The 25,043-nt window shown below is 50.1% G+C and carries 16 protein-coding genes; 11 read left to right on the top strand and 5 right to left on the bottom strand.

Going from position 1 to position 25,043, the window contains the following annotated elements; genetic code table 11:
- Positions 1-16: 16 nt before the first annotated feature.
- The 4 genes from cls to BWI97_RS02930 all read right to left on the bottom strand — a co-directional run bounded on the left by cls (position 17) and on the right by BWI97_RS02930 (position 6,701).
- On the bottom strand, positions 17-1,480 hold the full coding sequence (cls, locus tag BWI97_RS02945) for a cardiolipin synthase (protein WP_102199977.1): 1,464 nt from the start codon (positions 1,478-1,480) through the stop codon (positions 17-19).
- Between the two features lie 2 nt (positions 1,481-1,482).
- On the bottom strand, positions 1,483-2,499 hold the full coding sequence (locus BWI97_RS02940) for a metal-dependent hydrolase (protein WP_146010858.1): 1,017 nt from the start codon (positions 2,497-2,499) through the stop codon (positions 1,483-1,485).
- A 459-nt stretch (positions 2,500-2,958) separates the two neighbouring features.
- Entirely contained in the window at positions 2,959-4,752 is a 1,794-nt protein-coding gene (locus tag BWI97_RS02935) for a M14 family metallopeptidase (RefSeq protein WP_102199975.1), read from the bottom strand.
- Positions 4,753-4,994: 242 nt separating this feature from the next.
- On the bottom strand, positions 4,995-6,701 hold the full coding sequence (locus BWI97_RS02930; RefSeq protein ID WP_102199974.1) for a M14 family metallopeptidase: 1,707 nt from the start codon (positions 6,699-6,701) through the stop codon (positions 4,995-4,997).
- A 293-nt stretch (positions 6,702-6,994) separates the two neighbouring features.
- Between BWI97_RS02930 and BWI97_RS02925 the strand changes: the two genes are divergently transcribed.
- The 11 genes from BWI97_RS02925 (at position 6,995) to BWI97_RS02875 (ending at position 24,430) form a co-directional block, all read left to right on the top strand.
- Positions 6,995-9,052 carry an OmpA family protein gene (locus BWI97_RS02925; protein ID WP_102199973.1) on the top strand — a complete coding sequence of 686 codons (2,058 nt, stop codon included), beginning with the start codon at positions 6,995-6,997 and terminating at the stop codon, positions 9,050-9,052.
- Between the two features lie 147 nt (positions 9,053-9,199).
- On the top strand, positions 9,200-10,936 hold the full coding sequence (locus BWI97_RS02920) for a glycosyltransferase family 39 protein (protein ID WP_102199972.1): 1,737 nt from the start codon (positions 9,200-9,202) through the stop codon (positions 10,934-10,936).
- 99 nt (positions 10,937-11,035) lie between these two features.
- Positions 11,036-11,854: a transketolase gene (locus BWI97_RS02915; protein ID WP_102199971.1), complete on the top strand. Its 819-nt coding sequence runs from the start codon at positions 11,036-11,038 to the stop codon at positions 11,852-11,854.
- An 80-nt stretch (positions 11,855-11,934) separates the two neighbouring features.
- Positions 11,935-13,920: a GDP-mannose 4,6-dehydratase gene (locus BWI97_RS02910; protein ID WP_102199970.1), complete on the top strand. Its 1,986-nt coding sequence runs from the start codon at positions 11,935-11,937 to the stop codon at positions 13,918-13,920.
- Between the two features lie 88 nt (positions 13,921-14,008).
- Positions 14,009-14,905 (top strand): transketolase family protein, encoded by an 897-nt coding sequence (locus BWI97_RS02905; protein ID WP_102199969.1) that lies wholly within the window; start codon positions 14,009-14,011, stop codon positions 14,903-14,905.
- Positions 14,906-14,939: 34 nt separating this feature from the next.
- Positions 14,940-16,571 (top strand): hypothetical protein, encoded by a 1,632-nt coding sequence (locus BWI97_RS02900; RefSeq protein WP_102199968.1) that lies wholly within the window; start codon positions 14,940-14,942, stop codon positions 16,569-16,571.
- 245 nt (positions 16,572-16,816) lie between these two features.
- Positions 16,817-17,563 (top strand): glycosyltransferase family 2 protein, encoded by a 747-nt coding sequence (locus BWI97_RS02895; RefSeq protein WP_094808924.1) that lies wholly within the window; start codon positions 16,817-16,819, stop codon positions 17,561-17,563.
- A 54-nt stretch (positions 17,564-17,617) separates the two neighbouring features.
- A complete protein-coding gene (locus tag BWI97_RS02890; protein ID WP_094808923.1) occupies positions 17,618-19,009 on the top strand; it encodes an NAD(P)/FAD-dependent oxidoreductase in 1,392 nt (463 codons plus the stop codon).
- Positions 19,010-19,160: 151 nt separating this feature from the next.
- Positions 19,161-21,878 carry a hypothetical protein gene (locus tag BWI97_RS02885; RefSeq protein WP_102199967.1) on the top strand — a complete coding sequence of 906 codons (2,718 nt, stop codon included), beginning with the start codon at positions 19,161-19,163 and terminating at the stop codon, positions 21,876-21,878.
- Positions 21,879-21,956: 78 nt separating this feature from the next.
- Positions 21,957-23,387: an MBOAT family protein gene (locus tag BWI97_RS02880; protein WP_102199966.1), complete on the top strand. Its 1,431-nt coding sequence runs from the start codon at positions 21,957-21,959 to the stop codon at positions 23,385-23,387.
- A gap of 41 nt (positions 23,388-23,428) precedes the next feature.
- Positions 23,429-24,430 carry a hypothetical protein gene (locus BWI97_RS02875; RefSeq protein WP_102199965.1) on the top strand — a complete coding sequence of 334 codons (1,002 nt, stop codon included), beginning with the start codon at positions 23,429-23,431 and terminating at the stop codon, positions 24,428-24,430.
- Between the two features lie 11 nt (positions 24,431-24,441).
- On the opposite strand, the gene BWI97_RS02870 is transcribed toward BWI97_RS02875, so the two are convergent.
- A complete protein-coding gene (locus BWI97_RS02870; RefSeq protein WP_102199964.1) occupies positions 24,442-25,029 on the bottom strand; it encodes a carboxymuconolactone decarboxylase family protein in 588 nt (195 codons plus the stop codon).
- Between the last annotated feature and the right edge of the window lie 14 nt (positions 25,030-25,043).

The raw sequence follows: 25,043 nt of genomic DNA, 5'->3' as shown, positions 1-25,043 counted from the left end.
ACACTTAGCCCTTATCCTACAGTAAAGGTGAAATCATGCGGGCTACTTTTTCCAGCATTTTCTTCCAGGCTGGTCGCTGTAGCCACTGACTAGGATCGAGCCGTTCAGCGTCCTGTATGTCTTCGTAAAAGATATTACGCAGGTATTCGGACACCTGAGCGTCGTAGAGAAAGGCGTTCACTTCGAAATTGAGTTCGAAACTTCGAAAATCCATATTGGCCGTTCCGATCGAAGACAGTAAGCCATCGGCCACGAGGGTCTTGGCGTGAACGAAGCCCTTCTGGTACCGGTAAATTTCCACGCCTACCCGCAGTAAATCCTCGTAATACGACTGAGCGGCCGTATTGACCAGCCAGGAATCCGAAATGCCCGGTACGAGTAATTTGATTTTTACACCACTCAAAGCCGCCACAATCAGGGCATCCAGCAGACTGTCTCCCGGGATGAAATAAGGCGTCGTAATCAGGATTTCGTTTCGGGCCAGATTAATCGCCTGTAACAGGGAAAAGAGAATACTGGGTTGAACGGAATCGGGACCGCTGGAAGCAATCTGTACCAGAGCGTTCGTCTGTGACGCTTCGGGTTCACAGAAAAACTCGGGTTCGGGCATGAGCGATTGTCCGGCACAAAAATTCCAGTCGCAGAGAAAAATATACTGTAAATAGTACGTCCCCGGTCCGTCGATTCGCAGATGCGTATCTCGCCAGTACAGCTTATTTGAATTGGGATTTTGATACCGATCCGAGATATTAATTCCCCCGGTAAAAGCCGTACTCCCGTCAATCACAATAATTTTCCGGTGATTGCGGTAATTCAGTCGGTTGGCTAGTGCGATGAATATAATACGGTAAAAGGGATACGCCTCCACGCCCGCCGCCCGCAGTTCCGGTACCAATGTGCGGCGAATGGACCGACTGCCAAAATCATCGTAGATAAAGCGGACCTGTACACCCTGGCGGGCTTTTTCGATCAGCACGTCCTTGATCGCATTCCCAATGGTATCATCCTCAAAAATGTAGTATTCGATGTGAATGTGATGCCTGGCCGCTTGCAAGGCCTTCAGAATTTCAGGAAATGTTTCTTCACCGTTGCGAAGGACTTTGATGTCATTATTAGCCGTTAACGGACTAATATTATCATTGAGTAGCAAATACGCCAGTTCACGGTATTGCTGCACGGCTTGATGATCCGTTTCGAGGTTGTTACGGGTGACCCGGGTTATCTGAGCGTAGAGCTTCTTGAGGAGTTGATCATCGTCGAAAAGTTTTTTACTGTACAGACTACGGGTTCGATAGTTCAGTCCTACCGAGAAGTACAGAATCATGCCGACAACGGGCAGAAAAACCGTTAAGAGCAGATAGGCCAGCGTTTTCGTGCTGGTTCGGGTGTCGTAAATGATGCGTACGCACGTGGCGGCTACGATCAGACCATAGATTAATTCGCCAATGAGCAGCCAGTCAATTTCTTCCAGTAAGGTCATACTCAATACTTCTCAAGGCTACCCGTTTCGCCCTTGATCCGGCGAAACATTTGCTGCACGCTTTGCCAGGTCCAGCCCGTAAAGCGTCCCCGCTGCATGACCAGCCGATTGTCGTAACCGGGTGTCAGATAAAAATGAAAGGCGAATTCAGCGTCTGGATTTTCCCAGCCCCGAATCTGCCCAAACCGTAACACGTTGAATTGCAGGACCGATTCGTTACGGCTCACGGTATAAAATCCCCGTGAAAAATATTTCAAATTCCGGACTTGTGCATTCTCATTACTCAGTAATTCTTCTCCCTGCGGTACGTAATGAAAATCCGTTTGCCCCCGATCCCATACGGAACGGTACCCCAGCTGATAGCCCGCCCCACTTTTTGCCACGGCATACCAGAGTAGCCCGTTGAAGGGTGTAGGCGTAGTAAAATAATCATTGTACGGCAAATGCTGGGACGCCAGAGAGGCTTCGATTTCCTCGTTGATGCGTCGCTTGTGCTCAATCGTCCACAGGGTGTATAAACCGCAAGGAATCAGTCCTGCCAGCAACCATACCCGCCGACTGGCGGCTTCCGGCCGTAATTGCCAGAGGGCTATACTCGCCACTACCAGTGAAAGCGTAAACAGGGGATCAATTACGTATAAAAGATTGAAGGTCAGTCGTTGCGAACTGAAGGGTTCGAGAATACCCGTCCCGTAGGAATTGCATAAATCCAGCAGATCATGCAATAGCAGTTGAAGTACTCCAAATCCGTACAGGCGAAGGAAAGAGACTTGCGGATAAAATCTTCGAATCAGCCCCGCCAGCAAAGCCGGTACCAGAAACGCAACAACCAGCGAGTGGGTGATTCCCCGGTGTACCAGCAGGTTTTCAGCGGGTGATAACCAGAGACTCGTGACCGAATCGATGTCGGGCAGGTTTTGAGCAATCGCCCCCCAGAGCAGAGCCTTCTTGCCTATTTTTTTGGTTAGTATCGCTTCGCCCACACAAGCTCCGATGGTAATATGGGTCAGTGTATCCATGGGAAAGGGATCGTTCAATTCGCTCGTATAAAGAGGCGTGGGAAGGAAATTGTTTCGGGAGTTGGGTTTAAGGGAGTTTAAGGTTTAATACGTTTGAAGTTTGAAAGTTTAAACCTCACACATCTTCCCTCTTCAAACCAATCAGACCTTAAACTGATTTCCAGACCAGCGTTCCATGGGTATAACCCATGGCTAATGATATTGGACCCGTATGCAATGCGGGGTAAATTTTAAACCATCCAACCCGATCATACATCAACCTACATCCCGAGAAACCAACAGAAAAAAGACGCTATCCCCGGAGGAACAGCGTCTTTTTAAAGGATCAGGTTTGAGTAAGGTTTGATGCGTTTAAAGTTTGAGCACAGAAAGTTCACCCTGCATGAATCGGGAATTTAAACATCAAACCCTCTTAATTACTGAAACTTCAAACCCTTTCAAACGTCAAACCCATCCCGACTACTTCTTCGCAAAACTACCCGTAGCCGTCGTCAGACCACCTTTCTGGCTGTTGACTTCGATATTCCAGTTGGCCGGGTTTCCTTTCACAATCCAGCGAAGGCGAACGTAGCCCATTCCCGGAATATTGGCAACTTCCAGCGTTTGCGGGTTAAGTTTCTGCTCTTTGTAGCTTTCAAAAGCCGGGGTAGAGCCGTATCCGTACCCACTTCCATCGGGATTCGTCATTTGCAGACCACTTACTACCTGAGCCTCTTTAAGAGTAATGTAATCGGGCAGGTTGATTTTGTTTTTCACATCAAACGACGAGTGCGTAGGAATAATGCGGCTGTTGATAATCGTGGCCGTAATTTCCGTGAGTCCGTTGCCCAGTTCTTTCTTTGCTACTTCCTTCACCTCGATTTTAGGCATCTGGTTCGCGTGGAAAATCGTGAAGGCCGCGTTACGGTGACCGTCCGTTTCGAGGATAAAGCCGGGGTGATTCCGAATGTAATTTTTCTTGAATCCACCGATTTCAATATCGCCGTACTGCGGGTGTTTGAAGGGTTTCCAGTCCACAAAGGCATCACCGTGTAGCAGCAGCCGATCAAAATCGTACGGCTCCGTATTGGGAGCGTTCCGAAGTTCGTTGGCTTCGCCTTTTTTGTTGAAATACAGATAGGACGTCCACAATTCATTCGAGAACATGAAAATCCCGCGACCCAGAGCAAACCAGTCGATTTCTCCCCCGTACACCGTATACAGAATTTTGTGAATGGCTCCGTACTGGTAGGTTGGGATCATTTTCTCGCCCGTTTTGCCCAAATAATCGTAGACCTGTACGTCAGCCGGATCGTAATGTACATCGTCTTCAGCCGCTCCGGGACCGCGTAAAAACATCCCGCTATAATTGTGGTAACTCTGAGCCCCGGCAATGTTGGGGTGCTTCATCACCCATTCCATAATCACTCGCGGCTCGGGCAGACTAAACGGGTATTTATAAGCTCCGCCCTGAATGTAATCGGGCTGCCAGTTCCAGGCCCAGTCGCGGTTCGGATCGTAGCTACCGGGACGGTCTTCATTGACGAGTCCATCACCGTCGTTATCGAGGCCTTCGATCCCGAGCATTTCGTACTCGCCCGCTTCGTCGGGTTTTGCCGGAATGAGCATCCGGGGATCTTCCGGATTTACTTTCAAACGACCATAGGGAGACTTCCGACGCATCATCGTAATCTCACCGTCGCCGTCGAGATCATCGAAATTATCCTCGTCGACCAGTCCATCGCCGTCATCGTCAATCGGCGTCATACCCGAGCGGGGCGTGTTGGCCGTATTGGGCTTGTAGATAAAATCCTCGCGGGCGTCGGGGTTGATCGTCGGAGCGAAATAAAAGGTTTTATCCCGCAGCAATTCCTTAATAAACTGATTATTGGCGTGATTTTCGGTCAGGTACCAGGCCGCGTACAGAGCCATTTCAGAGCCCTGTAATTCATTCGAGTGAATGTTGGCATCCGTCCAGAAAGCAGGTTTCTGCGTATCACTTTTGCCGGACTTCAGATCCGTTATCGTCAATACATACAGGTCGCGACCCTGCTGCGATTTACCGATGGTTTCGAGTTTCGCCAGATTCGGGTACGCCTTCACCATGCGTTGCATGATGTCAACGAGACCTTTGTAGTCGTAGTACCGGTTCCAGGCAACCTGTACTTTCGGATTGGGCGGCGTACCAATGGCCCGAATGCCGATGGGATCTTTCTGCTGAGCCAGCACCGATACGCCCGACAGCAGCAGCGAAAGGGTTAAAATTTTCTTCATGGAAATAGCGTATAATGGAGAAGTGCTTGTCTGGATTTGACTGCGTTTCTAGTTTGCGTACGTTTTTGGTTTAAATGGGTTTCTAGTTTGATACGGTTTGAAGGCTTATTCAAGCGTAGATCATACCACACTTCCTTTTACTTCATCCTACCTTTTCAAACATTAACAAACCCTTTTTCAAACTACCTGAAACCAACTTAAACCTTCTCAAACGCTAGTCAAACCACCGCAAACACCCCTCCTTATTTCAGATTAACAGTAACTTTGGATGAACCTGCCGGTGCCGACGAAGCTTCGATGGTGAACGTTCCCGTACCCGATACCAGCCAGGTCAGTTGCTCGACTCCATTACCGGCAATCGCGGTGCGGACCAGCTGATGCGTACGACCCGACACCAGCTTCTGATTTTTGGCGGGTGTCGCCACAATTTTCAGACGGTCTTCGTATTTCACCCGGTTACCCAGTTCGGAGTGCGTCGGCAGTAAACCCTTGTTGTGCACATCCACCGTAATACGGTTCAGACCTGGCGACAGCGTTTCCGTTTGTACATTCACGATCTCTACTTCGGGCATGGCTTTGGCTACGCTCAAGAGAAAACTGGCGTGTTTTTCGGCCGCCGGCGTCAGCATAGCTACGGGTGGGTTCCATTTGACGAAAGGTACCAATCCACCGACTTCCACTTTCTTACCAGGAAAATCAGGGTGTTTAATTTCCTTCCATTCCACAAACGCTTCGATATTATTAGCTTTCGCCCATTTCAGCAGTTCTACGTCTTCTTCTGAACCTAGGGCCGGACTCGCAGCGGCTCCGCGACCAGCTCCCATACCGGGCCGTCCACCGGGTACTGGCGTAGCTCCGGCCGGACGAGGACTGCCCGCCCGAGCAGTATCCTTGGGCATCCACCAGCCGGGCGTTGAAAAACTCAGCTTCCCGAAGTGATAGTACGCCCAGGAAGGAAAATCGCCTTTCGTGGACGGTAAACTTGGAGCATCTTTCAGTCCTGTCGCCGTGTACAGCTTGCTTACGTATTCATTGACAGCCACATCTTTCGCCTGCCAGCCTTTTACGACCCGCTGATTGGCCTTCATGGGATCAAACTTGTAGGCTTCGGTCAGGTTGTTGGAAGGACCAAACGTTAGAATAGCATACACGTTTTTATTCTCGTACAACCAGTCGATCAAAGCCCGGTTTTCCAATTCCGATACGGGGTAATCACCCGAGCCGGGTTTGAAGGGCTCGTATTCGAACGTAAAGTTTTTGTTGAGGTGAATTCCGCCGAGGCCGTCCTCGTTGAACGCCCCATCTTTGTCATTATCGATGCCTTCGGTATACATCAGGTACTGACCCTGTTCGCCCTTGGCAGCGTCTGCTTTCACCAATACGCGAGGGTCGCCTTTGGCTACGCGGTAGGTTCCCGTCGGATCTTCAATTCGGATTTGGGTAATAAGCCCATCGCCGTTCAAATCTTCCGGACCGTCTTCATCTACGCGACCGTCCCGATCTTCGTCCACGGGTCGGGCCGTAGACGAACGCTCATATTTCAGTTTAGCGAAGTACTGAGCCGCCGCATCGGGGTTTAGGTTAGGTAGAAAGTAGAAGGTTTTGCTCGTAAGCAATCGGGCTACGCTGTCGGAAGATGCTCCGCTTAATAATTTTTCTGCGGTTTGCAGAGTTAATTCTGTACCGGCCAGGTGCCAGCCTTCCAGGTTGGCGACAATCACGACCGCCGGTTTTTTGCCGCGATCGCCCTGACCCACACTCAGTACCCAGAGGTCTTTTCCAGTAGATGTTTTGCCGATGGATTGCAGGGAAGTTAGGTTCTTGTACTGGGCGTTAAGTTGCTGAAGGCGTTTGGTTAAAGCCGCCTGGTCGGTATAGCCAGACTGGGCCCACAAACGGCCTCCCAGCAGCAGGCCAAGCCCAAGCGTGCTGATAAAGCGTTTTCTCATAAGGGGTTATTTGATTTTATTTGAAACTTGAAAGGGGGCATTCGGCCCATCTTTTCACTGCAACAGCCAGAGCTGTACCGAAAAAAAACAACGTTTATTTCCCGCTTCCAGACAAAAATAGATGTTGGTCCGGGCGTTCACTTTGGTTTTCTTTTAATTTTCGACTAAAATCGAAAGAATAGAGATAAGAGGTCTGAGCTTTTGCGTTAAGAAGTACCGGAGCAACCCATTTTCTGCGTACCACCACCTAATTTCTGCAGAAGGGTTACTCCTTTTATCACCGTCTTTGATTCATGAAACGAGCGATTGGGCTAGTAGTAGTTTTATTTTTTTGGGGATTTAGCCTTCAGGCTCAACGTATCTACTGGGCTTCGAAAGTCGTACAGGTTTCCTCAGAAACAGCCTCTGATGATCCGGCGTACCGTGCCGTACAGGTGTTGGGCAAACCCAATACGGGTCCCTACGCAGGTCCCAACAAAGCGGCCTGGCAACCGGCTCAGCCCGATTCGGGCGAGGAATTTGTCAAAGTAGCTTTTGATACGCTCACCCGTATCCGGCAGGTGATTGTGGTTGAAAACTTCGGAGCGGGCTGTGTACATCAGGTTTGGGCCAGCGACGAAAAGGGTGCTGAAAAATTAATTTTTTCTAATACGGAAGCTGTGCCAGCGAGCGAAGGAAAGATCTGGTCGATCAAGCTTCCGGCCCTTACCCCCTACCGGGTCTCCGCCATTCGCGTAGTACTAAACACCGCCCGCCGACCGGGCATGAACCAGATTGATGCCATCGGCATATCGCTGGGTGCGGAAACATACCAACCCGTCATCAAACTAGCCAACAGCCGATTTCCGCAGAAACTGGTCAAGGAAAACCTAGGCCCGGCCATTAACTCGGCGGCCAAAGAACTGAATCCCATCATTGCCCCAGACGGTAAAACGCTCTTTTTTACGCGTTGGAATCACCCGGATAATATGGGCGAACCCAAGGCTGATTATCCGGACGCCCCGGAAATGAAACCTCAGGACATTTGGTTTGCCCAGAATCTGAATGGCGTCTGGCAACCGGCTCAGAATATCGGAGCCCCCCTCAACAATAAAGATCATAATGCCCTCTGCTCCATATCTGCTGATTCCCGCACGGCTCTGCTGCTCAACCAGTATATGCCAAACGGTGAGATGCAGTTCGGCATATCTTCTTCCCATAAAGGCCAGACGGGTTGGTCTTTCCCCAAACCGGTCATTATTGAAAACCTGAATCTTATCCCCAACAAAAAAGGGTTTTTCACCACTGAATATTCTTTATCGCCCGACAAGCGGACCCTGCTCATGGCCATTCAACGCAGTGATTCACGGGGTAGCCGGGATTTATACATTTCGTTCCTGCAAAAAAACGGACAATGGTCTACACCCCGTAACCTGGGTCCGGACATCAATACCGCCGAAGAAGAAGGCTCACCTTTTCTGGCGGCGGATGGGAAGACCATCTATTTCAGTAGCCGAGGCTGGCCAGGATACGGTGAGCAGGACATTTTCGTAAGCCGACGTCTCGACGATAGCTGGCAACGCTGGTCAGAACCGGAAAACCTGGGACCGGACATCAATACACCGGGTTGGGATGGTTACTTTACGGTACCCGCTTCGGGTGATTATGCGTACCTGTGCTCGGACCAGAATTCGCTCGGATTCGAAGATATTTTTCGGATCCGCATCAATGAAGCCATTAAACCCGAACCGGTGGTCATTGTTTCGGGTACCGTGCTCCATGCCTATACGCTCAAACCAATCACGGCCGATGTAATCGCTCAGGTGCTGGAAGGTAAAAAAGATAGTATCCAAACGGAGTTTAATCCCGAAACCGGGGAGTATAAATTGATTCTGCCACTCAAGAAACTCTATGGTCTGAACTCGTCGAAAGAGGGCTTTTACGCCCAAAGTGAGGAACTGGATCTGCGGAATGAAAAACGGTATCGGGAAGTACGTAAGAACCTGCTTCTGGTTCCCATGGAAAAAGGCACCCGAATCGTCATGAATACGGTTTATTTCGAGCAAAGTCAGCCCGAAGTTGATTCGGCTTCCTTTGCAGAACTACGCCGACTCGTTCAGGTCATGAAGGAAAATCCCAACATGCAGATTCTGATGGAAGGGCATACCGACAATCAGGGTGATTTCAATGCCAACCTGGTTTTATCCCAGCAACGCGTCGAGCATATCAAGAGCTTTTTAGTATTCAAAGGCATTGCCGCCGACCGGGTTCTCTGCAAAGGGTACGGGTCGAGTCGCCCGATCACCAACAATTACAGCGAGGAAAACCGACGACGAAATCGCCGGGTAGAATTCACGATTTTGCGGAAATAACCCCGGATTGCACCCTTTTAAAGCCCGCTTCCTGACAAAGGACCGGGAGATGAGCTTGCTTTCAAATCCATTCTTGATTTGCAGGACTGTGGGTTTTTAATCATTTTCGCGGCTGATTCGGTCTAACCGGACTGAATACATGGTGCCATGTCAAGACCCACTATCTACCTTCTTCTCTCTGGAATTCTTATCCTTGCGGTCGGTTTACGTCTGCATACGCTCAGCGATTACAGTCTGTTTTTCGACGAAAAATCAACCCTGCTGGTTTCGCAGGGCGTACCGCTGGAGGGGGCCAATCAACCGGAATTACACCAGAAATATTTTACACCCAAGGATTTCTGGCGACCCAAGCACATGGCTGATTACTACGAAGCCATCAACCGGAGTGACATCGGAAATTCTCCCGCGTACTACGTGCTGTTTCACGCCTGGGTGGCTTTGTTTGGCATGAGTGACTTTGCGGTGCGACTGCTTTCGGTCATCTTCAGCGTTCTGACGGTGGCTCTGGTCTTCCGGTTCACGCAGAAACACCTGAAAAGCGATCGAATGGCCCTGTTTGTGGCTTTATTGATGGCCATCGAGCCGTTTTTTGTCGCTTACAGTCATCAGGCCCGTAACTATTCGATGACGTTCTTCTTTACGCTGCTGGCTACGGACGTTTTTCTGGATATTGTTCGCTCCACCAGACCTGTTCACTGGACCAGATTTCTCTGGTACGGATTGCTGGCCTGGCTGGTATGGTTCTGTCACTTCCTGGGCATTGTCGTGATTGGTATTCACGGCTTGTACGTATTGCTCTACGTACGGAACGTGCGAATCTGGATGGGCTTAGCTCTATCTCTGATTTTTCCGGTACTGGGCATGGTCTGGTGGATGTCGCCCGGCAAAGGCGGCGAATACACGTTACACACGCTGAAGTATCAGGGAGAACTTTACAAAAAAATTGCGGATACACAGACGGATGGCATGATCACCCAGGCTACCCTTCCGAATATCTGGAAGAAACTGGCTCCGGTATTAGCTGATCAGTTTTGGGTGAGCAACGGACTGGCTAGCCGTCTGAGTGGCAAACGAAATCTGATTATCCTGTCGATTACCACGGTACTTTCCCTGTTTGCCATTTGGCAGTACCAACGCAAGCAACAGTTTCGCTGGTCACTGATTGCGATTGTATTAACCATCGTATCCCTGTTTTTATACACGACTCAGCCCTTTGCCTTCCTGGCTTTCCAGAGTTCGATGATTTTGGCGGGTGTTCTGCTGGTGTACGCGTTTAAAAACCGGGCGGTAGCCGAACGGCCCTTGCTGGTCTTTTTCGTACTGCTTACCTTTTTACCGACCGCTTTTCTGGTCGTAATGTCCCTGAAAAACGGACACACCTTTGGCATTACACAACGCTACGGGGGCTTCTCCTTTCCGTATGCGTTGATTCTGATTGCCATTGCCTTACGTGAAAGTAGACGCCTGCCGCTCTGGAGTAAAATGGTCGTCGGTGTAGCCTGCGTCGCTCAGATGGGCTGGCTGGTTCAGGTTTTACAGGAAATTTACGAAGACCGATCACCCAAGTACACGTACCGTTCGGAAGCACGGATTGCGAATCCGTACTGGGCGGCGGCTCAGGAGATCAAAAAGCTGTACGCTCCCGGCGATACCATCCTGTACCCCAGCGGTGTGAAGGATGTGTATGGATCAGCGGATGAGTACACAGCGAACATTAAAATCTCGATTCTGGACGCTCAGTTGACCAATGTCTACTTACCGAAAGATGCCTCGTATTGGCAACGAATTGACTCCCTTGAGCAGGATAAGTTGTATCTTTGGCAAAAATCAACGGGCCAGAAACGTCTGATTTTCGATTTTGAACGTTCTAAATATCGGTACTAAGGTTGCTTCGCACGAAAAGCCTTCCGGTACCGACCTTAGCATAAGCCCTCTACGGGTCTGACTACCATTAACCATTTTCAACTGCCAGCCTTACTTTCCATGTTGGAAACTGAATTGAAACAATTAGCCGGGGAACTGCGACTAAAGACGCTCGAACTCTACAAAATGGCCAATGCCGGTCATATTGGCTGTTCGATGAGTTGCCTTGATTTGATGATCGGATCGCTCGTCAAACAAAAGCGGGATTCGGAAGTCTTTATCCTGTCCAAAGGGCACGCCGCAGCGGCTTTGTATACGTGCCTGAATCATCTCGGTGAAATTTCGGACGACACCCTCCAGACGTTCTACAAAAACGATACAACGCTTCCGGCTCACCCCGCCCCCAACAAGCATACGGGTATTCCCTTTGCCACCGGCTCCCTGGGCCACGGTTTGCCCATTGCCACGGGCATTGCGAAAGCCAACCAGCTGAGCGGCGTGGATGCATTGACGTTCGTTTTGATGTCGGACGGGGAAACCAATGAAGGGACAACCTGGGAAGCTTTACACTTTGCCGTAAACAATCAGCTCGATCAGTTAGTAGTATTAATCGACCGGAATCGTTTGCAGGGATTTGGCCACACCCAGGATATTCTAGGTGATTCGGCGGACCCCCGCAAATACGAAGTGTTGGGAGCTGACGTCGTTGAGATCGATGGCCATGACATTGCTACGATCATTCAAACCATTGAACAGTTACGTACCCAACGCAACGGCAAGCCGAAAGTAGTCGTCGCCAATACCATCAAAGGCAAGGGTATCTCGTACATGGAAAACCGCATGGAATGGCATTACCTACCCATGTCCGCAGACCTGTACGCCCAGGCCCAAAAAGACGTCATCGAAGCGTATCAACTATCTGTAGAACACGTTCTTTAGTTTACAGTTGTCGGTTTGCAGTGTTCAGTTGGGTTTCTTCCTGAAAACTGAAAACTGAAAATTGTAAACTACCCTATCTAATGACCGAATTATTACGTGACGATATTTTGCAGTTGCGAGGGCCCATCTTCGTGTATGGAGCCAGTGGGTTTATCGGAGCTGCCCTGTTTGAAAAGATTTTCGCCGTTCGCAAGGACGTGTATACCCTTACCCACGACGCCCGCAAAGCCTGGCGACTGAAATTACTCGACGTACCGGCGGAGAATGTCATTCACTGTGACATTGTTTCTCCTACGTCCGTAAAGGGGGTTTTCGATGAACTGCAACCCAAAACCGTCTTCAATCTGGCGGCGTACGGGGCGTACTCCAAACAGCAGAATATCATTCTTACCTACGAAACCAACGTCATCGGTACGGTAAACATTCTGGAAAACTGTACGCCGGAGACCGTGTATATTCACGCAGGCAGCAGTTCTGAATACGGTTTTAACTGTACAGCTCCCGCCGAAACGGATCCGGTTGAACCGAACAGTCACTATGCGGTCTCGAAGGTTTCTTCGGCGTATCTGATTCAGTTTTACCACCAGGTACAACGCAAAAAAGCGGTCAACTTACGGCTGTATTCCATTTACGGCGATTGGGAAGAACCCGACCGGCTGATTCCACGTCTGGTGGAGAACGTTCGAAAAGGACAACTTCCTCCGCTGGTATCCCCCGAAATTTCCCGCGATTTTGTGTACGTGGATGACTGTATTGCCGCCTTTGTGAAAGCGGCTCTGGCCGACTTCAACGTCATTGGCGGTAATTCCTATAATATTGCATCCGGGGTGAAAACCACCATCGCCGATCTCGTCAAAACCGTACAGGAACATTTCGGGATCAACCAGGAAGCGGTCTACGGCACCATGCAAAACCGCAAATGGGACCTAGCCGAGTGGTACGGCGATCCTTCAGCCGCCCGCCGGGATCTGAACTGGGAAGCCCAGTATACGCTGGCTCAGGGTCTGCGACGCACCTACGATTGGCAGGAGCGACATCAGTACGAAGAACGCATCATTCCGGCCTTCCAGAATCCGTACCTGAATCCGGTGATTTCGGCCATTATTGCCTGTTACAAGGATGCCCAGGCCATGCCTTACATGTACGAACGTCTCGTGAAGACGTTCAATGCCATGAAGGTGCGGTACGAAATCATTTTCGTCAACGACCGCTCGCCCGATAATACCGAACAGGTGCTGGAAGAGTTGTGTGCCAAAGATCCTAACGTAATTGGCATTACGCACTCGCGGAATTTTGGCAGTCAGTCGGCGTTCCTGAGTGGGATGGAAATCTCAACGGGCGATGCCGTTGTCCTGATGGATGGTGACTTACAGGATCCACCGGAGATTATTCCCGACTTCTACGAAAAGTGGCAGGAAGGCTACGAGGTCGTCTACGGAACGCGGGTACAGCGGGAAATGAAACCGCACATGCACGTGTTTTACAAACTCTTTTACCGGATTTTCCAAAGTCTGAGTTACATCCCCATCCCCCGCGATGCCGGTGATTTCTCCATGATTGACCGGAAAGTAGTCAAAGAACTGGTCGCTCTCCCCGAAACCGAGCAATTCCTGCGGGGATTACGGGCCTGGGTGGGCTTCAAGCAAACGGGCGTTCCCTACGTGCGGCCCGAGCGGATGTTTGGCGTATCGACCAATAACTGGCGGAAAAACATTGGCTGGGCGAAAAAGGCCATTTTCTCCTTCAGTTTCGTACCGCTGGAACTGATGAGCTACGCGGGTTTTACGCTCACGGGACTTTCCGTACTGGGCATTTTCTATCAGATTCTAGCCAAGTACTTTTTTGCACCGGATACCCCGCAGGGCTTTACGACGGTGATTATCCTGATTACGCTATTCGGCGGTTTAACCCTGATGGGTCTGTCGTTCCTGGGCGAGTACATCAGTAAGATTTTTGAAGAAACGAAAAAACGGCCCAAGTTCATCCGAACGATCGTCCGTAAAGGCGGAAAGAAATACCAGACGTCCGAAGAAATCAAAACGCTGGTCACGCAGCAGAAAAAGTAATGTAGTTTACTGTTTTCGATTTACCGTTTTCAATTGAACAGTGCTTTCAACTGAAAACGGTAAACCGAAAACTGACAACTAATTCCTCATGAGAAAAGAATTTAGTGAAGCCATTGAAAAACTGGGAGCGGCGGATGAGAAACTCGTATTCATTACGGGTGATTTAGGTTACAACGCTCTCGAAAATGTACAGAAAACCCTGGGGCCCCGCTTCATCAATGCCGGTGTCGCCGAGCAGAATATGGTCGGTATGGCCGCCGGATTGGCCTACCGGGGTTACAAAGTTTTTTGTTATTCCATTGCTCCGTTCATCGTGTATCGCTGCCTGGAACAGTTCCGTAACGATGTTTGTCTGCATAACCTGCCCGTTTTTCTGGTAGGTAATGGGGGTGGATACGGCTACGGAATCATGGGTAGCTCCCATCACGCCATTGAAGATATGGCGGCTCTGAGTCCGCTGCAAAATGTCAAGTGCTGGGTACCCGCCTTTGCCGACGAAGTGGAACTCAGCATCGAAAGCATGGTACGGGAAGCCCGTCCGGCTTATCTGCGACTGGGCTACGGAAAAAACACGCCTTCATTCGAACGTGAATCGGGTTCCTTCCGCATTTTGCGTACCTACCCCGATGCTCAGGGTACGGTGGTGGCCCTGGGACCGGTGGCTCAGAATGTACTGACGGCTCTGGAACAATCGGGTCAGCCCTGGAACCTGCTTACGGCTCTCACCCTGCCCTTACAGCTCACGGATGAAGTAGCCACCTTACTCGAATCTGCGGGTCACGTGCTGGTGGCTGAAGAACACGTCAGCATTGGTGGACTGGCTCAGCAATTATCAGTACAGGTACTCGAACGCGGACTTTCGCTGAAATCCTTCAAAAGTCTGCGGGCCGAGGGCTATCCGGGTGGGTTGTACGGCGATCAGGCGTATCATCAGCAACGTTCTCACCTCGACCCCGACTCTATTCTTCAAGCCTTAACCCTGTAATTGAAGCGGCCCCTCACGGGCTTTGATTTTCGGAATGTCCCTTAAAAAAAGTATCGCTTTTGTGGCTCTGCTGGTCGGTCTGGTACCCATTTTCTGGTACTTCAGCCTGCTTCATACCTACGCACTTAATATTCCCAAATGGGATGATCACGGCTTACGGGCGTTCATCGAACGGGTGGAGTCGGCGGAAACCCTGGGGCAGGTATTTCAGGCGTTCTGGCGACAGCACAATGAGCACCGGATCGTGTATGATCGAATCATTTCCTTTCTGAATTACACGCTCACGGGCAAGCTCAACTTCGTGCACCTGATGTGGGTGGGCAATGCCTCGCTGCTGCTTTTGCTGGTGGTTTGGGGGAAAGCCCTGCAACCGTATCGCTCGCTGGCCTATCTGTTGCCGCTGCCTTTTCTGCTGTTCAATCTTTCGCAGTGGGAAAACATGTACTGGGGCATGGCCGCTTTGCAGAATTTCAGCGTCGTTGCCTGGGTCGCGTGCGGACTATACGCTTTGTCTTATCACCGTACGCTGGGCTGGGCCATAGGCTGGGGAATACTGGCGGGAATTACCAGTACTAACGGCCTGTTACTCTGGCCCATCGGGGCAGTGCTGTTATTTCTTCGCTCTTCCCGAAGAAAAGCCTGGCTGTGGACGGGTCTGGGCATTCTTTTCTGGATTTTATATTTCCTGTATTACAACAAAACCGAGCAGCCTACACAGCCGGTTACTAATAAAGTGCTGACCTTCATTCGGTCGGTCTTACTATTTTCCGGTTCCGTTGCCGAACCCTTATGGCCCCGCAAGTCGACACTGGTGGTACTGGCGACCGGAGCCCTGCTGGTACTGGCTGCCCTGGGTATGACTACGCAACTAAGCTGGAAGGCCTGGCGTTCAAAGCTGACTTCGCTGGATACTTTCTTACTGGGTATGCTGGCCTTCGTTGGCGGCACGACAGTAATGGTAGCGATTGGACGGATGGGTTTTGACGAAGCAACGTTCATGACCAGCCGATACAAAATCTACACGATTCTGCTGGCGATGCTGGTGTATACCTGGCTACTGATGCAGGTCTCGACTACCGTACGAAAAGCAATTGGGATTACGGCGAGTGTACTGGGCGTAGCCATTCTGCTCGGTTGCTATTCGTATTTTTATGATGATACGCTTCGCCTGCGTAATCAGTTGCTGAGTATGCAGTTCAACTGGACGTACCCGCGGGTACCCGTAAAAGAGCCCCTGATCAATGACCCGGCTCCGGCCTGGTATGATGCGTACGCAGATGACATGATTAAAGGTGAGTTTGCCCGCTGGAAACCCTACCCGATCTCTCTACAACCGTCGGCAGCGTATACCCTGCTGACGAGTGAAGGCGTGCCGACTGGAAAGGATTTCCTTGATTCGTATTACCTACTGCGTAGTCTGAAAAAATCGTATCTCGTACCCTTTGGTTTTACGACGACAACTCAGCCCTTTGCCTCTCCGACTCATGAGCAATACATTCAGCCGGTTTCACAGACTGCCGTTTCACACGCGGAGTACGAGCCGGGATTATATCTGGTTTTCGTGATTCGGCAGACTGCTACGGGTTCTCCCCGCTTTTACCAGACGGGGCGGTCCATTCATATTCAGCCACGACCTCAAACGCCAGCCTTACCCCAGAACTGGTAAGTTAGATGGATTAAGGAATTGTTATGATCCTTGAGGAAGGTACTTTTAATCCATAGCATTGAAAACAAAGCTTCCATCTTAAAGTTATACTATAAACCAGGGACATGGCTTGAAAGCGTTTGACCTTATTTCGACTGAAACCAACGAAGCTCAGGAGTATAAACCTGATTCATCGAAATATTGCACTACCTTTGCGGCATCAACCTATATCATGTTGCCTTTAGTCCCCAACCAATAGTTATTTCATGTCTGTTCTGCTATCCATTGTAATGCCTGCCTACAACGAGGAGGAAATCATTGAAACCGTTGTTCAAAATTGGTCGGCATTCCTTGAAAAATATTTTCAACCCCTTGGCGAAACCCGCCTGATTGTTGTAAACGACGGTTCTAAGGATTCAACTGGAGCCAAACTAGATCAAATCGCTCCGAAATATCCCCTTTTGATGGTTGTCCATCAAAAGAACGGAGGACACGGGAATGCGGTCGTTCATGCCTACCGGAAAGCCGTTGAAATTAATTCGGAATGGGTGTTTCAAACGGATTCCGACGATCAGTTTGTGGCGGAAGATGTCCTGAAACTCTGGGAGAAACGCAACGAATCCGAGTTCATCATGGGCTTCCGTCAGGTGCGGCACGATGCGACATTCCGGCTTTTTGTAACCCGGGTTTTGAAGTACTCGCTGTACGCCGTTTACGGTACGTTTATCTCCGATAGTAACATCCCCTTCCGTCTTATTAAAGGAAGTTTGCTGAAGAAGCTGCTCGCTCAGCTTCCAACGCCACTGCCGTTTGCTCCTAATATCTTCCTGGCCATCATGGCTCGTAAGGCGGGTAACAAAACCTTCGATATCCCCATTACGCACAAGGAACGGGCAACCGGTGAGGTCTCCATCCAAAAAATGAAATTATTGAAAGTGTGTTGGCAAAGCTTTCAGGAGCTCTTTAAATTCCGCCAGGAGCTTAACTCGAAAGTGAAAGCCATCAAATCCTAGTGCTAATAACTGTCTAACTCTACCATTCTGACTCATTTAGAAAATTATTCAGGCATGAATTATCAGTATGTAATTATTGGGTCAGGCCCAACGGGCCTGGGGGCGGCGTATCGTTTGAAAGAACTGGGCATTACCGATTTTCTGGTTCTGGAAAAAGAAGACCACATTGGAGGGCTCGCCACCAGTTTCGTTGATGAACAAGGCTTTACCTGGGACGTAGGCGGACACGTCCAGTTTTCTCACTATAAGTACTTTGACGACCTGATGCTGAAGGCTCTCGGAGCCGATGGCTGGTTGACGCACCAACGCGAAAGCTGGGTCTGGATTGAGAACCGTTTCGTACCCTATCCCTTCCAGAACAACATCAAATACCTCTCGCAGGATACGATGTGGAAGTGTCTGGATGGCCTGATCGACCTGTACAAGAATCCTTTCCAGGGTAAGCCTAAAAACTTCCGCGAGTGGATTTTGGCTACGCAGGGTAGAGGTCTGGGCGAGGTTTTCATGTTCCCGTATAACTTCAAGGTTTGGGCCTATCCGACCGAAGACATGAACGCTGTATGGGTAGGCGAACGCGTATCCGTTGTGGATTTGCACCGCATTACCAAAAATATCCTATTCAATAACGACGATTATTCCTGGGGCCCCAATGCCACCTTCCAGTTCCCCAAACATGGCGGTACGGGAGGAATTTGGGAAGCCGTAGGTGATCTGGTGGGTCGCGAAAACATTCTGCTCAACGCCGAAGTAACCAGCGTTGATGCGGAACAAAAGCAGATTACGCTGGCTGACGGTCGTACGGTAGGCTATCAGACGTTACTGAATACCATGCCCGTCGATTTGTTCACGAAAAAGGTACAGGGCCTCGACCCAGCCGTTGTGGAGAAAGCTCAGGGTTTGAAACACTCGTCAACCAACGTCATTGGTATTGGTCTGAAAGGACAGCCCAAAGCAGAACTGGCGACGAAATGCTGGATGTACTTCCCCGAATCCAATAGTCCCTACTACCGGATTACGGTATTCTCAAACTACTCCCCCAACAACGTACCCGACATTAACACACAGTGGTCGTTAATGGTGGAAGTGAGTGAGTCACCCAAGAAACCCGTGAACCAGGAAACGCTGATGGCTGAAACCATCCAGGCATTGCTGGAAGATGGACTCATCGAATCAGCCGACGACATCATTTCTAAATTCCATATTCGTTTCGAGTACGGTTATCCCACGCCAAGTGTTGAACGCGACGGCATTCTGAAAACCGTATTACCCGCTCTGGAACCCTTTGACATCTACTCCCGTGGCCGCTTCGGTGCCTGGAAGTACGAAGTTTCCAACCAGGATCACTCCCTGATGCAGGGCGTGGAATGGGCCAACCGAGTAGCGATGAACGTACCCGAACTTTCCCTCTTCTTCCCCGACACCGCTAACGCCATGTGGGGTAAGTAAGCTCAATTTTTATTTGAAGTTTCGACGAGGAACCTTTTATTCGCTGCCAGTCGGGAAACCGACTGGCAATTTTATTAAGTTGTTCCGTACATTCGGTATTACATACGGTGGCTCATGCCCCGCTCACCGATTTTCTAAAAATTGACCCTTAGTGAAGCGTATTTACTGGATTCTGGGCCTTGCTATCGTTATCGGATTAGGTTGCTGGGCGTACTACCGCTGGTCAACGAACGAACGCTCGGCCTGGGCATACATCCCGGAAGATTATCTGTTAGCCGTCGAAAGTACGGCACTACAGAATCCGTCCGAGCCTCTGCGTTCATACCAGATGAAGCTTTCCGATTTACCGATTCTGGAAGAAGCTCAGGACGCCCTAAGTGTGCTGCGGCAGGCGGTGACGGACACGGCTCAGTTGTCGAATTTTCTGCACGGTAAAACTATCACATACGCTCTGCACGTAGAAACCAGTAGTACCGTTAATTACGTACTTTACATTCCCTACCAGGCTCAGGATCAGATCTTTTTAAGCCAGCTCAATTCCCTCAATTCCAAAGCTGTACGGGGTCTTACCCATCAAACGGCCAAACAGGCCATTACCGACGTTACCATTGCGGCCAGCCGTAAACGGTTTTCGTTCATGCAATACGATAACTATTTGATCTTGAGTCCGTCTTCGCTACTGGTGGAAAACGTGGCCATGAAAATCAGTAAGCTACTCGATGTTCCGGCCACTTCGCCACCCGTACCTGCGGAGTATGTTACTGCGAAAACCAAACTCTGGATGAATGGCCCGGCGTTGAAGTTACTGGCCGGACGGCTCATGAATCAGCAATCGCCCGGAGGAGCCTTATTGTCGCTACTGCCCACGAATACGGCGTTTCAATGCCAGGTCGATGGCCTACGGAAAGAACTATCGGTTCAGACCACCACCACCCTTCCGGAAGCCAATCCCTACTGGCATACCTTCGACGGCCAGCAGTCGGGCAGCATGCTCAGTCAACGCTTCATTCCCAACGGAACGGCCACGATGGTGAAGCTCAACCTGTCGGACCCTATTGGCTGGGCCAATCGTTTTATCCGCTACCAGCGAAAGCACGAATCCGAGCTGGCGGACCAGAAATCACTCTGGCAGGACAATTATCCCGTTACCCCTGATTCCATTTACTACCACGTCAATCGGGAGCTGGTGCTGTGCCGCATGGAAAGTGATGAACTCAACGAAGGTGGCAACCTGCTCCTGGTAAAGCTGAATCAACCCAAAGCCTTTATTCGCTGGATTCAGAAAGACGCTGCCGCGATACGGGAACACGAAAAAGCTCCCCGTTTTGAAGAACTGGTTGCCGGAAACGTTGTGCGGCAATTACTACTGACAGAAGTCCCGGCGGTGTGGTTTGGGAGTGCTTTTCAGGGCTTTCCCCGTACCTATTACACGATCGTAGATGGATACGCCGTCTTTGGCAGCAATGTGCAGGTGATCCGAAACTACATCATGGATTACCGACGGGGGAATGTGTGGATGAATTCGGCTCAGGCTCAGGAAGTGCTGCGGCTTATGAAACCCCAACCGTTCACAATGGTTTTTAATGCCGGAAAATCCTGGTTTTCAGTTCTGAAAGGCCTCAAAAATGAGTGGAAAGGTCCGATTACCAATCTGGAAGAACCGCTCAAACGCCTGAATTTTCTTACCTGGCAAACCGGCGTTCGGGCGGGTAAAGTTGATCATCGACTCATCTGGACCAAAGGACGCATTACGACGGAACCGGGTCTGCTGCGAAAAGTATTCCTGCAAAAGCTCATCCCGAATCCGCTGGGTCGCCCCTTGCAGCGAGAGCCATACGTGTACCGGAATGCCATCACGGGTACGACCGACCTGATCGTTCAGACGCAGGATCATGATCTGATTCCGATAGCCATTGGGGCGGCTCCTTCGGTGAAATTCCGGCTGTCGGGTCCGCTGGTTGCTCCCATTCAGTTGATGGACTACTTTGGGAAAGGACGCGATCAGCTCGTACTCTTCACCGCCGATCGCCTGTACATCCTGAACCCCACAGCGAAAGGCTATCAACTGTACGCGTCCAAACCCTTCAGCCGTTTGCTGGACTATCGGCTGACCATTTTCGATCAGACGCCCGAACGGCGTACCCAGTTTTCGGCCCTCGACGCCGAAGGACGACTATACACAGTCAGCAAAGCTGCATTCAACCTCGTTCCTTCCGGTACCATTCCCGATGTGCGGCACGCCTTGACTCCCATTACTCAGGTAACTACGCAGGGCGATTCGTACGCGGTGCTACTCGAACCGAATGGCCATTTGACGCTTACCAACGCGAAAGGCAAGGCTCTGCCGCATTTCCCGATTCAACTCAAGCAAAACTTTGACGGGCCTGCCTTTGTCGAAACGACCGATCGCGACGCGGATTTCTCCCTGCAACTGGTCAGCGTTTCTGGTGAAATTCTAAAAATGAATCAGGAAGGCAAGATTATTCAGCACCGACAGCTGATTAAGCCCTCCCGCGAAACGCGTTTCCGGACGTTATTAGAAGAAACTGGGAAGGATTGGCTCATTGTGCAGCAAACGAATCAGAACGTAACGATCTTGGATAAACAGGCCAATTCGCTTTTTAATATTTTCCCGATTACGCCGGAAAGTCAGTTGCGATACTTTGCTTTTGGAGCCGAAACGAAAATTTTATCCGTGACGGATTCGCGGGGTACTATGCTGTACAATTTACAGGGTGAACCGATGATTCAGGCCCCCATTCCAAGCCTTTACCCGGTTACAATCGAGTTTGCGGAGTCCTATCAGAAGCTGTTCATCTATGCTACCAGCGGAAAAGGAGTACAGATTCTGACGTCCAAAATCCGTTAATTCCAGGAGTCGATGCTCCTATTCCCATGAATTTCCAATCCAAACCGTTAGTTTTGGGCGTTTTTTATACGACTTCCAATGGTTTTTAATTCCCTTCAATTTCTTCTCTTTTTCGGAATCGTAACGCTTAGTTATTTCAGTCTCCGGTGGAGTGGACGCTGGCTATTACTATTACTGGCCAGTTGTTATTTCTATCTCATCTTCGTTCCCAAGTATATTCTGATTCTTTTTGGAACGATTGTCATTGATTACATCGCAGGTATCTGGATTGAAAATACCAAAAATCCCCGCAACCGAAAAGCGTTGCTTTTGCTGAGTCTGGTGGCGAATGTGGGGATTCTGGCTTTTTTCAAATACTTCAATTTTATTGCCGAAAATGTGGAAGCCGTTTTGCATCTGCTGGGCAATACGCGGCATATTCCACGGCTCGGGATGGATTTGCTACCGGGCATTATCTTACCGATTGGTCTGTCGTTTCACACCTTCCAGGCCATGAGTTACACCATTGAAGTGTACCGGGGCAATCAGAAAGCCGAACGCCATTTTGGGATCTATGCTCTGTACGTGATGTTCTATCCGCAGCTGGTGGCCGGGCCGATCGAACGCCCGCAGAACGTACTCTGGCAGTTCCACGAATACTTCCCTTATAATTGGGAGAATGTCAAGGAAGGGCTCATGCGAATGGCCTGGGGCCTGTTTAAGAAGGTAGTCATTGCCGAACGGCTGGCGATGGTCGTAGACCCGGCCTACGCCAACATTAGCGATCATAACGGTACGAGCCTCTGTGTGGCAACCATTTTCTACAGTTTCCAAATCTACTGCGATTTTTCGGGCTATTCAGACATCGCCATTGGAGCGGCCAAAGTGATGGGTTTTACCCTGATGGAAAACTTCAAGTCCCCGTACGAAGCTGCTTCGATTTCCGAGTTCTGGCGTCGCTGGCACATTTCCCTGTCTACCTGGTTCCGCGATTACATTTACATTCCGCTGGGCGGTAGCCGGGTGTCGCCCGCTCGCCAGTATTTCAATCGGTTTGCGGTGTTTTTTGTCAGCGGTATCTGGCATGGAGCCAGCTGGAACTTCGTCATTTGGGGTACCCTTCACGGGTTGTACCAGACGCTCGCCCAGATTCGGGATAAGTTCATGGAAAAACGGCGTATTCAGGTTCCTACGGCCCTGTGGTACCGTCTGTTTCAGGTCATTCTGACCTTTGGGCTGGTAACCCTGACCTGGGTATTTTTCCGGGCGGTAACGCTGGGAGATGCGTACCGCGTATTCAAAGGGCTGGCGTCCATTTCCATCCACGACACTTTACAAACGCCGCTCAACGCTACGGAAATGTGGTTTAGTATCGCTCTGGTCGCGTTTATGATGTGGAAAGAGTACCGTTATTTTCTCATTCCAACGAAGAAAAATGGACCGTTCTGGACGGTGTTTACCCTCCTGATTCTCAGCTGTTATTTCTTCGGAGTATTCAGTTCTAACCAGTTTATCTACTTTCAGTTTTAGGAGATTTCGGCCTGCCGGTATCATCCATACGCGAATACGCCATGGCCTCATTCGTACGCATTATTGCTCTGCTTGCTCTACTCGTCGTTTTTGCGGCGAGTACGTCTAAAACCCTCTATTTCACTGTTGGGAAAGAGGGTTATTTGCCCGATGATTACAAATACGGAGACTTGTACCGATTTACCAATCTGGCGGCGTTTAAAGCCGTACGTGAATCGTGTCGGAAATTATTTAGTGATCCTACGCCCCAGGCACCCGTGGCTTTGTACGCCATTGGCGATAGCTTTATGGAACCCGGCTCGGTGGATGCTCAGGATTTTCAGACCCGTACCTATACGTATACGCACTGGAACGATCATACGACCATTCATCTGGATACGTCTGTCCGTAATATTTTGCTGATTGAATCGGTCGAGCGGCATTTTCGGGAACACCTGGCGACGCCGGTTAGTAACTTTGTACTGAGCCCGCAGCCGGTCAAACCCGTCGAAAAAACGCATTCGTACGAGGCCGATTTCGATGAGTTTATGACGGGGCCGAAGGATGTGCGACTCACCTACCCCGAAGAACGGCTGGATAATGTGCTGTTTAACTGGCCGGTCTTTCTACACCTGCGTGAATTCAAGGCCTGGATGAACCTGACTTTCTTCAATCGGGTCCATTCGATGACGACGATTACGCCCGATCATCAGCATTTACTTTTAAATCTGGATACGGATTCGACGGTGATTAATTCCAACTTTAATCCCGTCGGCGATAAAGAATTCAGTACGCTCATTACGAATCTGAACCAGACTTACGAGAAGTACCACTCACTGGGTTTTGATGAGGTGTACCTGAGCATCATCCCCAATAAAACAACTATAGCGGCCAATTACCTGGGCCGCTATAATCACCTGATCGAACGCATTCAGTCGGATCCGCGACTGAAACTAAAAGTAGTGGATGCCTACCGACTCGTGCGGCCGCTGGGCCTGCTGCGTACCAGCCGGGCGATAGTCACTGGACCTGCCAGAGCCGGGATTTATGGCTCCGGCAACTGAATCGTCAGCTCTTACAATAACGTCAGGAAGCTTTTGAAGATCGCGGCCAGACGAATAGCGTCAAATACACGAGCCTGGGTAGCTCCGTGCTGACGAACGCTGGCTTCGTGAGAAGTTACGCACATTTCACAACCGTTGATGGCCGAAATAGCCAGACTCAGCAGCTCGAAATATTCTTTACCCAGCACCGGATTCATCATGATGCTCATCTTGATACCAGCGGGCATCGTATTGTACGTTTCGGAATCCATGAAGTGACGGAAACGGTAGAATACGTTGTTGGCGTTCATCAAAGAAACGCAGGCTGCTACTTCCTGAATTTCCTTATCTTCTGCCCCTTCTGCTTTCGCAGCGGATTCGATGGCTTCAATCACGGCAGCCTGACTTTTCTCATTGATCGCCACGCCGAGGGCCATCAACAACGCTTCTTTCTTAGTCAGGTTCTGCGATTTCAGGACGTTCTGTACGTTGATACGCAGGTCCTTCAGGTATCGGTGATCCGTCGCATTCAGACGGTCGAGCCAGAGGCTTTCGAAAGTCTCGGGCAATTTAATCTCAGCGAGTAAGTTCTTTTTGGTTTCAGATGCAATGCCAAACATACGCTTGTTGTTTT

This window comes from Siphonobacter sp. BAB-5405 (assembly GCF_002872335.1).
Lineage (GTDB): Bacteria > Bacteroidota > Bacteroidia > Cytophagales > Spirosomataceae > Siphonobacter.
The sequence above is the reverse complement of the archived record's forward strand: the minus strand, read 5'-3'. Positions and strand labels throughout refer to the sequence as shown.

Excerpts from the sequence above, each read along its gene's own strand:
- BWI97_RS02880 (WP_102199966.1), top strand. The coding sequence starts at position 21,957 with ATGGTTTTTAATTCCCTTCAATTTCTTCTCTTTTTCGGAATCGTAACG.
- cls (WP_102199977.1), bottom strand. The coding sequence starts at position 1,480 with ATGACCTTACTGGAAGAAATTGACTGGCTGCTCATTGGCGAATTAATC.
- BWI97_RS02920 (WP_102199972.1), top strand. The coding sequence starts at position 9,200 with ATGTCAAGACCCACTATCTACCTTCTTCTCTCTGGAATTCTTATCCTT.
- BWI97_RS02935 (WP_102199975.1), bottom strand. The coding sequence starts at position 4,752 with ATGAAGAAAATTTTAACCCTTTCGCTGCTGCTGTCGGGCGTATCGGTG.
- BWI97_RS02900 (WP_102199968.1), top strand. The coding sequence starts at position 14,940 with ATGTCCCTTAAAAAAAGTATCGCTTTTGTGGCTCTGCTGGTCGGTCTG.
- BWI97_RS02915 (WP_102199971.1), top strand. The coding sequence starts at position 11,036 with ATGTTGGAAACTGAATTGAAACAATTAGCCGGGGAACTGCGACTAAAG.
- BWI97_RS02905 (WP_102199969.1), top strand. The coding sequence starts at position 14,009 with ATGAGAAAAGAATTTAGTGAAGCCATTGAAAAACTGGGAGCGGCGGAT.
- BWI97_RS02940 (WP_146010858.1), bottom strand. The coding sequence starts at position 2,499 with ATGGATACACTGACCCATATTACCATCGGAGCTTGTGTGGGCGAAGCG.
- BWI97_RS02930 (WP_102199974.1), bottom strand. The coding sequence starts at position 6,701 with ATGAGAAAACGCTTTATCAGCACGCTTGGGCTTGGCCTGCTGCTGGGA.
- BWI97_RS02890 (WP_094808923.1), top strand. The coding sequence starts at position 17,618 with ATGAATTATCAGTATGTAATTATTGGGTCAGGCCCAACGGGCCTGGGG.
- BWI97_RS02925 (WP_102199973.1), top strand. The coding sequence starts at position 6,995 with ATGAAACGAGCGATTGGGCTAGTAGTAGTTTTATTTTTTTGGGGATTT.
- BWI97_RS02875 (WP_102199965.1), top strand. The coding sequence starts at position 23,429 with ATGGCCTCATTCGTACGCATTATTGCTCTGCTTGCTCTACTCGTCGTT.
- BWI97_RS02910 (WP_102199970.1), top strand. The coding sequence starts at position 11,935 with ATGACCGAATTATTACGTGACGATATTTTGCAGTTGCGAGGGCCCATC.
- BWI97_RS02895 (WP_094808924.1), top strand. The coding sequence starts at position 16,817 with ATGTCTGTTCTGCTATCCATTGTAATGCCTGCCTACAACGAGGAGGAA.
- BWI97_RS02870 (WP_102199964.1), bottom strand. The coding sequence starts at position 25,029 with ATGTTTGGCATTGCATCTGAAACCAAAAAGAACTTACTCGCTGAGATT.